This window comes from Neobacillus jeddahensis (genome assembly GCF_000612625.1).
Classification (GTDB): domain Bacteria; phylum Bacillota; class Bacilli; order Bacillales; family Cytobacillaceae; genus Neobacillus; species Neobacillus jeddahensis.
The window spans coordinates 20,404-30,209 of the sequence record NZ_CCAS010000049.1 but is presented as its reverse complement, the minus strand read 5'-3'; the positions used below and the strand labels follow the sequence as shown (position 1 = coordinate 30,209).

At 43.2% G+C, this 9,806-nt stretch carries 12 protein-coding genes; 5 read left to right on the top strand and 7 right to left on the bottom strand.

Features of this window, described 5'->3' with window-relative positions; all coding sequences use genetic code 11:
• The 4 genes from TY15_RS17695 to TY15_RS17680 all read left to right on the top strand — a co-directional run.
• The coding region (locus TY15_RS17695) for an ABC transporter permease subunit (RefSeq protein ID WP_042375060.1) at positions 1 to 557 on the top strand (557 nt) is incomplete at its 5' end.
• Positions 558 to 611: 54 nt separating this feature from the next.
• Positions 612 to 1,094: a DUF2975 domain-containing protein gene (locus tag TY15_RS17690; protein WP_040207379.1), complete on the top strand. Its 483-nt coding sequence runs from the start codon at positions 612 to 614 to the stop codon at positions 1,092 to 1,094.
• 10 nt (positions 1,095 to 1,104) lie between these two features.
• Positions 1,105 to 1,323 (top strand): helix-turn-helix domain-containing protein, encoded by a 219-nt coding sequence (locus TY15_RS17685; protein WP_040207377.1) that lies wholly within the window; start codon positions 1,105 to 1,107, stop codon positions 1,321 to 1,323.
• Positions 1,324 to 1,368: 45 nt separating this feature from the next.
• A complete protein-coding gene (locus TY15_RS17680; protein WP_040207376.1) occupies positions 1,369 to 2,136 on the top strand; it encodes a DUF817 domain-containing protein in 768 nt (255 codons plus the stop codon).
• A gap of 91 nt (positions 2,137 to 2,227) precedes the next feature.
• On the opposite strand, the gene TY15_RS17675 is transcribed toward TY15_RS17680, so the two are convergent.
• From TY15_RS17675 to norA, 6 genes are all read right to left on the bottom strand, one after another.
• Positions 2,228 to 2,947 carry an ABC transporter permease gene (locus TY15_RS17675; protein ID WP_040207454.1) on the bottom strand — a complete coding sequence of 240 codons (720 nt, stop codon included), beginning with the start codon at positions 2,945 to 2,947 and terminating at the stop codon, positions 2,228 to 2,230.
• 16 nt (positions 2,948 to 2,963) lie between these two features.
• Complete coding sequence (locus TY15_RS17670) at positions 2,964 to 3,725, bottom strand: ABC transporter permease (RefSeq protein ID WP_052353829.1); 762 nt, start codon at positions 3,723 to 3,725, stop codon at positions 2,964 to 2,966.
• Positions 3,725 to 4,639, bottom strand: coding sequence for an ABC transporter ATP-binding protein (locus TY15_RS17665; RefSeq protein ID WP_040207374.1), 915 nt, complete (start codon positions 4,637 to 4,639; stop codon positions 3,725 to 3,727). The genes TY15_RS17670 and TY15_RS17665 overlap by 1 nt, the downstream gene beginning before the upstream one ends.
• Positions 4,640 to 4,709: 70 nt before the next feature.
• The gene (locus TY15_RS17660) at positions 4,710 to 6,170 is read right to left on the bottom strand and encodes a sensor histidine kinase (RefSeq protein WP_052353828.1); all 1,461 of its coding nucleotides are present in this window, start codon (positions 6,168 to 6,170) and stop codon (positions 4,710 to 4,712) included.
• Between the two features lie 3 nt (positions 6,171 to 6,173).
• Positions 6,174 to 6,887, bottom strand: a complete 714-nt coding sequence (locus tag TY15_RS17655; RefSeq protein WP_040207373.1) for a response regulator transcription factor — start codon at positions 6,885 to 6,887, stop codon at positions 6,174 to 6,176.
• Between the two features lie 68 nt (positions 6,888 to 6,955).
• The gene (gene norA / locus TY15_RS17650; RefSeq protein WP_040207372.1) at positions 6,956 to 8,143 is read right to left on the bottom strand and encodes a multidrug efflux MFS transporter NorA; all 1,188 of its coding nucleotides are present in this window, start codon (positions 8,141 to 8,143) and stop codon (positions 6,956 to 6,958) included.
• Positions 8,144 to 8,263: 120 nt separating this feature from the next.
• Between norA and TY15_RS17645 the strand changes: the two genes are divergently transcribed.
• On the top strand, positions 8,264 to 9,097 hold the full coding sequence (locus TY15_RS17645; protein ID WP_040207371.1) for a MerR family transcriptional regulator: 834 nt from the start codon (positions 8,264 to 8,266) through the stop codon (positions 9,095 to 9,097).
• 225 nt (positions 9,098 to 9,322) lie between these two features.
• On the opposite strand, the gene TY15_RS17640 is transcribed toward TY15_RS17645, so the two are convergent.
• Complete coding sequence (locus TY15_RS17640) at positions 9,323 to 9,787, bottom strand: hypothetical protein (RefSeq protein ID WP_040207370.1); 465 nt, start codon at positions 9,785 to 9,787, stop codon at positions 9,323 to 9,325.
• Between the last annotated feature and the right edge of the window lie 19 nt (positions 9,788 to 9,806).

Below are 9,806 nucleotides of genomic sequence, written 5' to 3'. Positions count from 1 at the left end.
CATCTGGCACGATCAAGCTGCTGCTCATTCGCCCAGCTAGCCGAGTCAAGATCCTCGTCTCCAAATATATCTCGTTTCTGTTATTCGGTATGCTGTTGTTACTCACGCTGTTTGTCATATCCATTGCAGTGAACGGAATCTTATACGGTTTTGGATACATGGATCTACCGTTGGTCAGCATGACGGCGGACGGGCAAATCGTCGAAAAGAATATGGTCCTCAATCTGTGGAAAACGTATATGCTGAACGGTGTATCTACAGTCATGTATATAACCTTGGCCTTTATGATCTCGTCCGCCTTCCGCAGCAGCGCGATGGCAATCGGGTTTACCATCGGCGCCTTGTTTGCGGGTAATATCATTATGGAGGTACTACAGCGGTTCGATTGGAGCAAATACCTGTTGTTCGCCAACACCGATCTCACCCAGTACCTGACCGGACATCCGTTCCAAGAGGGAATGACCTTGTCCTTTTCCATCGGCGTGCTCGCTGTCTATTTCCTCGTCTTCAATCTGATTTCCTGGCTCCTTTTTACACGGAGAGACGTGGCGGCCTAAACTTGCCGACAGGAAATAATGTTTTTTTGACAATAAATATGTGAGGTGCTTTTTATGAAAAAAGTGTCAACTCTCTTTTTAAAGATAGCAGTTATTCTAATTGGCATACCGGTTCTTGCTTTATGCATTTTTGTGGTACCTGAGATAGAGAAAATCGTCGCAGAATTGCTTCCAGAGCTTACGTTTATAAAAAATCTCGTTTCCATCATTTTATATGCATCGGCGCTCCCTTTTTACTTTGCCTTGTATCAGGCTTTCAAACTTTTACGCTATGTTGACACAAATAAAGCTTTCTCTGAACGATCTGTTAAAGCTTTAAAGATCATCAAACATTGTGCCATCACCATCAGTGCCTTGCACGTGCTGGTCTTGCCGCTCTTCTATCTCTTTGCCGACAAAGACGATGCCCCAGGTGTCATCTTTGTCGGATTGGTTGTTCCTTTTGCTTCCATGGTGATTGCAGTCTTTGCTGCTGTTCTTCAAAAATTGTTAAAAGAAGCGATTGATATTAAATCAGAAAATGACTTAACGGTCTGAGGTGAAAACAATGGCAATGATAATTAATATTGATGTGATGCTGGCGAAAAGGAAAATGAGCGTAACCGAACTTTCGGAACGGGTTGGAATCACAATGGCGAACCTTTCGATCTTGAAAAATGGAAAGGCAAAAGCGATTCGATTATCCACTTTAGAGGCGATCTGTAAGGCCTTAGAATGTCAGCCCGGAGATCTGTTAGAATACCGAAGTGATGAAGACACTCACTAAGCGGGACTTACATTTTTTCAGAAAAGGCCTTAGGAGGCACCAATCATGAGAGCTCTAAAACAACTCGTTCGTTTTGGTTGGGAGCAGGCGCTATCCTGTTTGTTCCCTGTCGTTATTTTTGCCTCTTTGGCTTTGACAAAAATCATTCCCCTTCCCTTCCTGCCACGGTATGATTGGCTGCTGATCATCTGCCTGCTGATGCAATGGTGGATGGTGCATTCCGGGCTGGAAACGCGGGATGAACTAAAGGTGATCACCTGTTTCCACCTGATTGGCCTGGCACTTGAAATTTTCAAAACACATATGGGTTCCTGGTCGTATCCAGAGGAAGGCTATCTCAAAATTTGGGGAGTGCCGTTGTATAGCGGCTTTATGTACGCAAGTGTAGCGAGTTTTCTGTGCCAGGCATGGCGGCGGTTGAAGGTTGAACTAATTAAGTGGCCGCCTTTTTGGGTGGTTGTTCCACTTGCAGCTGCGATTTATTTGAATTTCTTCACCCACCATTTTTGGATTGACATTCGCTGGTGGTTATCTGGACTTGTCTTGATCGTCTTTTGGCCATCATGGGTTACCTACGAGGTCGATGGAACTCGCTATCGTATGCCACTCGCCCTATCGTTCGTGCTGATTGGATTTTTTATCTGGATAGCCGAAAACATCGCCACGTTCTTTGGCGCTTGGCAGTACCCAAACCAAACCGAAGCATGGAGCCTCGTTCACCTAGGAAAGGTGAGTTCCTGGCTCTTATTAGTGATCGTTAGCTTTCTAATAGTAGCGACGTTAAAACAAGTGAAGGAGAAAATAGAGCCATAGGGACGGTTCTCCTGGCTCAAATGAGAATCTATTTTTGTGCCGGGAGAACCGTCCCCCTGGTCTCCCTCTGGTCTCGGGGTCTGACCCCCAATTATACATCCCGTTTTATAAAGTGAAGCCACCCACCAATGATAAAGGTAATCCCCGCGATGGTGATGGTGATCATCGTTTCTGGTGTGACGTCCAGCAGGCCATTTTTTGTGGGACGCATCGCCAGCATCGGTTGTGCCCAAGGATAGATCGGTGCATAGCTGCTAGAATTGGAGATGGCTAAAGCAGGAATTGTCAAAATGATGTTCAAAGCAAACGGGGCACCAAAGCTTTTCCACCAAGTGGATACCCATAATTGTAAGGCCGCCAACGGGATGGTGGCAATCCAACCAGCGATGAACCCTTTTATCAACATCTGCCAGGGTATCGGTGCGGTTAGATGCAAAAATAGGAATCCATCCACAAGCACTGCCACTAAAACCAACCCTTGGACCAGCGCCAAAAAGAGTAACGTATAAAAGAACTTTGAAAGATAGACAACCGTGCGACTGACAGGCAATGCCAGTAATTGTTTCCAACCACTGCCAAGATGTTCACCGCGGCAGCAAAGGGACGCGAGGATCCCTGCCACCATAGGCAGCAAGACAATCGCATATATCTGAACCATTGCACTATAGAGGACAAGCCAAGACCACTCATGGCTACTTGGTCCTAAATTCCTTGGAATCACGAAGCCAATAAGGACAACCAGCAAGGGTACCGCCAAAATCGGTACCCATATACTTGAAGTACAAACCTTTTTCCAATCGCACCATAACATTCGGAAGATCAAGGGACTAGTGCACTTCCTTTCGTACGAAAAGAGCCATTCCAAGCACAACCATTGCCGCACCTACTACAAGTCCGTAAATCACATAGATAAAGTGAATATGTTGCACCGTTCCATGAGTGATCGCTGACAAAGACGGATAGGTCCACGGGATCCAACGCGCCCAGGTTTCCGCATGGTTAAAGCCATCAGGTGCTAATGCGTTGGTCAGTCCACTGACAATCATCCCCAGAACACCAAGTGTAATCGCAAACGACTGATTGGCAATCAGTAAGGAAAGGCACAATTGAATCGCAATAATTCCGAAGGCGGCAAAATAAGGATAGTAACATTCCTGCAGAACCTGCACCCATGGGATATGTGTCGTAAACCCAAATGCAAAGCCAATTCCAAATGTTCCAACCGCACAAAGTGTAGCCGATATGGCCAAGAGGCCCGTCACCCAAATAAACTTACTCATATAAATTTGAACACGTGACACAGGTAAAGCCAACAACTGTTTCCACGCCTGTCCTTGATGCTCGAGCCCGGCCAGTAAGGAGGTTAGTAAGGCAATTCCCAAAATTAAACTCGGCATCAACAAATGGCTAATATTCTGAATCAGTAATGCCCAGTTAAACGCATCGTCTCCTGGTTTGACAATCGCATCGTAGCTTTGTAAATAGCGTAGCGCATTCAAGGTGATCACACCAAAAGGGCCAAGAATGACAAGGACCTTAATCCAGGTCTTCCGCATTTTGATCCAATCAGACATCAGTGCACTTTTCATCACAGACTCCCCTCCTTGCCCACATAATCAAGGAAGATATCTTCTAATGAACGACGATGTTCTTTAATATGATAAACAGAAAATCCTGCCTGGAACAGCTGCTTATTAATGCTCTTAGTCGTCTCTACATCTATATTTGAAAGCTGTAATAGATCACCATCTATGATCACCTGGTATCCGTTTGCCTGTAACCATTGCTGCGCCTCATCAGGTTTATCTACTTTTATCACTAATAGCGGCGCACTTTGTTCACGAAGCTTCCCAATCGAATCCTGAAATAATAGTTGTCCATGATCGATAATCCCGACATGCGTGGCCATTTGATCAATCTCACTTAACAAATGACTGGAGACAACTACCGTGATCCCATGCTGTGTCGGCATGTCTTTAATTAATGCCCTAATCTCGTGAATACCAGCAGGATCGAGTCCGTTAGTGGGTTCGTCGAGAATTAACAAATCAGGATTTCCCAACAGTGCCGTTGCAATCCCCAGCCGCTGCTTCATCCCGAGTGAATACCCTTTGACCGTTTGCTTAGCCGCAGGCGTCAAGCGCACAATCTCAAGCACTTCATCGATTCGCTTTACGGGGACCTTTAGCAATTTGGCCACTACATGTAAATTATCGTATCCCGTAAGATGTCCATAATAGGATGGACTTTCAACAAGCGAGCCAGTCCGGCGCAGGATATTAATCCGGTGTTTTGCAATCTCCTGATTGAAAATGCGAATTTGTCCTGAAGTTGGTCGAATGAGCCCGAGCAGCATTCGAATCGTGGTTGTTTTCCCGGCACCATTGGGGCCTAAAAAGCCATAAATACTTCCTTTTGGTACTCTTAAATTTAATTGATTTACCGATAATTTCGTTCCATATTTCCTTGTTAGATTGGATGTTTCGATTATGATTTCACTCATTGTTTATCACCTCAGTCCCTAGTTTAGTGGACTAAGTTTACAAGGTGCTAAACTGAACCTTAACAGAACCTTAATTTTTCGGAGGAAGTTCGATTATGATAGTCGTTCCCCCGCCTAATTTACTTTCAACTGAGATGGCACCACCATGTGCTTCAATTAACTGCTTGGCAATCGCTGTCCCTAAACCCGAACCTTTTACCTGATCATCCGATGTGTTCGTCCCACGGTAATACCTGTCAAATAATCGATCCACTGTTTCCTGATCCATGCCCGTGCCATTATCACGTATTTCAATCCGTACACCTGAATCGTGTGAATCCTTTCCAGCCAAAGCTTGAACCTTCACCGAGATCGTCGTGCCAACTGGATTATGACGCGAAGAATTGGTAAGCAAATTATCCAGTGCCCGTGTCATCCATTTCGCATCTACTGGATAGAGGATCTGCTCCACTTCCCCATCAAACAGAACTATTTGTCCCGCTGTTTGCGGATGGTTGACCAAATCGATGACCACTCTGCGCACAATTTCAACGATATTTTCTGGCCTGCGATTCAATGGTAAATCTTGATTCTTTAATCGGAAGGTCAGTCCTAGATCCTCAATAAGCCCCTCCATATAGACTGCTTTATCGGAAATAACCTGTCCAAATTCACGAATCTCACTAGCTGTCCAGCTGTAATCTGCGGTGAATAAATCGGCATACCCTTTTACCGATGAAAGCGGGGTTCGCAAGTCATGCGTGATACCCGTAATCCATTCCTCGCGTGTCTGTTCCATCCGCTTGCGTTCCAACTCACTTTGTTGTAAGGAAAAAGCCAGATCCTCAAGTGCTACGAACACCTCTTGATACATTCGGTATGGTTTGCGCAAGTCTCCATCCACCGTTTTTTTACTCTTAGGAATTCCCTGGGAGTCAGCCGGCTCCACATAAGACTTATTTGCTAAGTTCTGAAGCCAGTTCATCATGTGTAAGACAGGTGCACCGATTCTTCGTCCAAACAAAAAAGCGACTAAAATCGTCACCAACAAACTCCCTATAAAAATCAATATCACATACGTAAATGGCTTGTGACGCTGCTCTACTGGCGCTGTCTTCTTCAGCGGCTCCCCATAGATCCAAGTGAGTTCCTCATTATTTAAGTTGGCATACCAAGTCGAGAGAGTATAACCAAACTTCGTTGGGTTTAATTGATCATATACCAGCAGTCCCGGAGCATAGCTGGTGGGAACGTCCTTGGGGGAGTGGAAACTGTAGATGACTTGTCCGGTGTGATCAAGTATTTGCAGCCAGCCGCCACTTTGTTTGACCTCCGCTAAAACGCTGCTGGAGATTTGAATATTGTTTCCATGAATAGTGGTTACATCAGGCAGCGTTTCCAGAACGACTGGGGGATTTCCGCCTTCGATCGGTGCCGATTTTTTACTATAGAGATAAAAACCAAAGGTGGCCCCGATGACACACCACACAGCGATAAATAGAACCCCAATTTGAAATAGAAACGTAACGGTAATTCGTGAAGACAAGTTCATCGGTTAGTCCTCCATTTGCGGACTGACAAGCTTGTAGCCTAATCCCCGGATGGTGATCAGGTAGCTTGGCTGGCCCGGGTCACACTCGATTTTTTCCCGAAGTCTGCGAATATGAACCATCACCGTGTTATCATCTCCGAGGCTGGCCTCACCCCATACTTGCTCGAACAATTGACTCCGACTAAAGATCCGATTGGGATGTTTACACAAAAACAAGAGCATTTGGAATTCGCGGGCAGGACAATTCACTTTCACACCGTTAACGGTCAGTTCGCCCGATAATTCATCTAGTGTAAATCGCCCAAAATCATACACACGCTTCTGGTTACTTGCCTCTTTATCATGTGGCTGTACTCGCCGTAAATTGGCCTTCATCCTTGCCACCACTTCTAATGGATTAAAGGGCTTGGTGATATAATCATCTCCACCAATCCCGAATCCCATCAGCTTATCCAAATCAGTAGATCGCGCCGTTAAAAAAAGAATAGGTGCCTGACTTATTTCACGACACTGACGACAAACCTCAAATCCTTCCATATCAGGCAGCATGACATCCAAAATAATAATCTCTGGGTCAAAGGTGGAGCATTTATAAATTCCCATTGTTCCTGTCGTAGCCGTCTGAATATTCTCGAAGCCTTCCTTTCGTAAAACAATCGAAATCATATCCAAAATTGCTTGTTCATCATCGACGAGCAAGACCCTCGTTGCATTCATGACATCTCACTTCTTTTCTTTTTATTTATTTGAGCCATAGGGACGGTTCTCCTGGCTCAAATGGGAATCTATTTTTGTGCCGGGAGAACCGTCCCCCTGGTCCATGCTGGCTTCTTCCAAAACATTGTGATCACGATTCCTAGCGCTAGTATCACAGTCGCAAAGTAGTAAGGGTAATCCACGTTTATATCAAATAAGATACCGCCGAGAATAGGTCCACTAATATTTGCTAAACTCGTAAACATAGAGTTCATTCCACCAACGAAACCTTGTTCGTTCCCGGCGATAGTGGAAAGGTACGAAGTCACGGCTGGCCGGAATAAATCGAACCCTACGAAAACAATAAAGGTAACCAGTAAAATAGAAAAGTAGGAATGAACAACCGTCATTAAAAAGACGAGCAAGGCTGATAATAGTAAGCAGTAGCGAATCAGTTTGATTTCGCCCCAAACTCGTGTAAGTCTATCAAATAAGATGACCTGTGAAATGGCCCCAAAAATGGCACCACCAGTGATCACAATGGCGATATCAGACGGCTTAAATTGAAATTTGTGGTCCACAAATAGACTAAAGAACGATTCAAAAGCAGCTAAACCAAATGAGGCAATAAAAATTAATAGAAACGCAAGAAAATATCTCGGTGCAATCATACGTTTGAAGCCATTTTTACTATCTGAAACTTGTTCATTATGTTCTTCCTTACGATTCGGTTCAGATAATAAAATAATCGAAAGTATAGCCGCAATGGTACCAAGTGCTCCTGCAAAGAAGAATGGCATACGTGTTCCAAATTCCGCTAGAAATCCACCAATACCTGGCCCAATAATAAATCCTGTACTAATAGCAGCTGACATATAGCCGAGTGCTTTCGGGCGAGTATCCAAATCGGTAATATCCGCAATAAAAGCTGTAACAGCCGGCATAATGAACGCAGCACTTATTCCCCCTAGAATACGAGAAATAAATAACATTTCGATTTCTTTGCCAATCCCAAATAAAAATTCTGAGCTGCCGAAAATAAATAAGCCAATGACAATCATCATTTTCCTGCCGTATTTATCTGCCGCTTTCCCTGCAAACGGGGAAACAATCAATTGAGCAATCGCAAATGTTGCTGTTAAATAACCAATGGTTGTTCCAGTAATACCCAATTCATTCATCAGCGTAGGTAAGACTGGAATGACCAGACCAATCCCCAAAAAAGCTATGAATAAATTCATTAACACTAATCCTAACATGACTTTATCTATTTTCATCGTTTACATCCCCTTTAACCAAACCAATTACCCATAACGAACTTGAATTGTTTTCACTTGCTTACTATTTCCATCCTAGTGTATATAGTAACTATATAGTCAAGGATGGAGATGTAAAAAATGAATAAAAAAAAGGGGAAATATTTAACGACAGGGAAATTCGCAAAGCTTTGCAAAGTAAACAAACAGACACTCTTTTTTTACGATCAAATCGGGCTTTTGTCTCCGGTAATGAAAAATGAAAAGGGTTACCGTTATTATTCTATTCGCCAGATAGAGTTATTCTTTGTGATTGATTTACTAAAGGATCTTGGTATGTCGCTAAACGATATTCAACATTATACGCAAAATAAATCGCCTGACAGTTTTTTGTCATTGATGTATCAAAAGAAAGAAGAGATTGTCAAAAAACGCCAGGAAATTGAAATGAAGGAAAAAATGATCGAGACAAAAATAGCTTTAATGGAAGAAGCTTCACACCTTGATTTTCATCAAATCAAACTGGAACCATTACCAGAAGTAACACTTTATTTAAGTAGAAATATTGAGAATATAACCGATGAAGAATCCGTAGAAGTCTTTTCAGATTTTATTAATGAATTGAACGTATTACAACTTGATACAGGATATCCGATAGGTGTGATAACCAAACGGGAGCATGTATTAAAGGGGGAATTCACCCATTATAGCTATTTATATATTGAGCAGCCACATCCAAAGGAAGGACATTCGTATTTCAAAAGTGTGAAAGGTGATTTTCTCAGTGGATATCACATCGGGGATGAGAAAACTATCCATAAAACATATAAGCGCCTGTTTTCAGAGATGGACCGGTTACAGCTAGCCTTAGGTGATTATGTTTTTGAAGAGTATATTTATGACACAGTTGTCATGAATCATAAGGAGCAGTACGTCACCAAAATTATGATCCAAGTTAAGCAACAAGAGAACTAATTCTTGTATAGATGAACTTCGAAACAATTGCGTGAAATATTCGAGAACGAGTGAAGTCGTAACTAGCCAGGGGAATCGTTTTTATATTCCTTCATGGCCCAAAGATATCGAACTTTCAAAAGTGGCCAGGAGAACCGTCCCCCTTGTTCATTTCAAAAAGACGCCTTCTCACTAAAAGAAAGCGCCCTTTCATTGAATAAACCAGCACTTGTGCTTTTGCTGACTTTAATATTCTCCTTTAATAACAAAATACGAGCCCCGAATAGTTCCAGCTAGTTTCGACTTCTGCCTAGCAAACTTAAACTTTCCTTCTAGCTCCTTCGGTATCTCCATCCCCTCAGAAAGCTTAAAGCCAACGGCCCGCTTCTTAGGATCATCAACCGTATACATAACATTAATCGAAAGACCATCCTCATAAAAGACGTAGGCCATTTTGATATTTTCCACTTGAAAACGCGACGTTTCTAACGGTTTGGCCGCAAACTCGATATCGCGTTCTTCTTTCAAGACTCGATTCACATAATCAAGGGTTTCCCGGCTCTCACTAGCTGGGACAACCGTAAATTCATGCTTGTATTTGTTCATAAAGTAACGAGCTTCATTCGCACGTAAACCAGCAAGTGCACTTGCTACCGGCGAAGACTCTAAACCAACCGTAGACACATTTTTAAAATCAACGGAATAGGACATTTCCATCCCTCCTAACTCT

Bases quoted from the DNA above. Each gene is read 5' to 3' on its own strand.
- TY15_RS17665 (WP_040207374.1), bottom strand. From the start codon at position 4,639: ATGAGTGAAATCATAATCGAAACATCCAATCTAACAAGGAAATATGGA.
- TY15_RS17655 (WP_040207373.1), bottom strand. From the start codon at position 6,887: ATGAATGCAACGAGGGTCTTGCTCGTCGATGATGAACAAGCAATTTTG.
- TY15_RS17670 (WP_052353829.1), bottom strand. From the start codon at position 3,725: ATGAAAAGTGCACTGATGTCTGATTGGATCAAAATGCGGAAGACCTGG.
- TY15_RS17660 (WP_052353828.1), bottom strand. From the start codon at position 6,170: ATGAACTTGTCTTCACGAATTACCGTTACGTTTCTATTTCAAATTGGG.
- TY15_RS17680 (WP_040207376.1), top strand. From the start codon at position 1,369: ATGAGAGCTCTAAAACAACTCGTTCGTTTTGGTTGGGAGCAGGCGCTA.
- TY15_RS17675 (WP_040207454.1), bottom strand. From the start codon at position 2,947: ATGTTATGGTGCGATTGGAAAAAGGTTTGTACTTCAAGTATATGGGTA.
- norA (WP_040207372.1), bottom strand. From the start codon at position 8,143: ATGAAAATAGATAAAGTCATGTTAGGATTAGTGTTAATGAATTTATTC.
- TY15_RS17645 (WP_040207371.1), top strand. From the start codon at position 8,264: ATGAATAAAAAAAAGGGGAAATATTTAACGACAGGGAAATTCGCAAAG.
- TY15_RS17690 (WP_040207379.1), top strand. From the start codon at position 612: ATGAAAAAAGTGTCAACTCTCTTTTTAAAGATAGCAGTTATTCTAATT.
- TY15_RS17640 (WP_040207370.1), bottom strand. From the start codon at position 9,787: ATGTCCTATTCCGTTGATTTTAAAAATGTGTCTACGGTTGGTTTAGAG.
- TY15_RS17685 (WP_040207377.1), top strand. From the start codon at position 1,105: ATGGCAATGATAATTAATATTGATGTGATGCTGGCGAAAAGGAAAATG.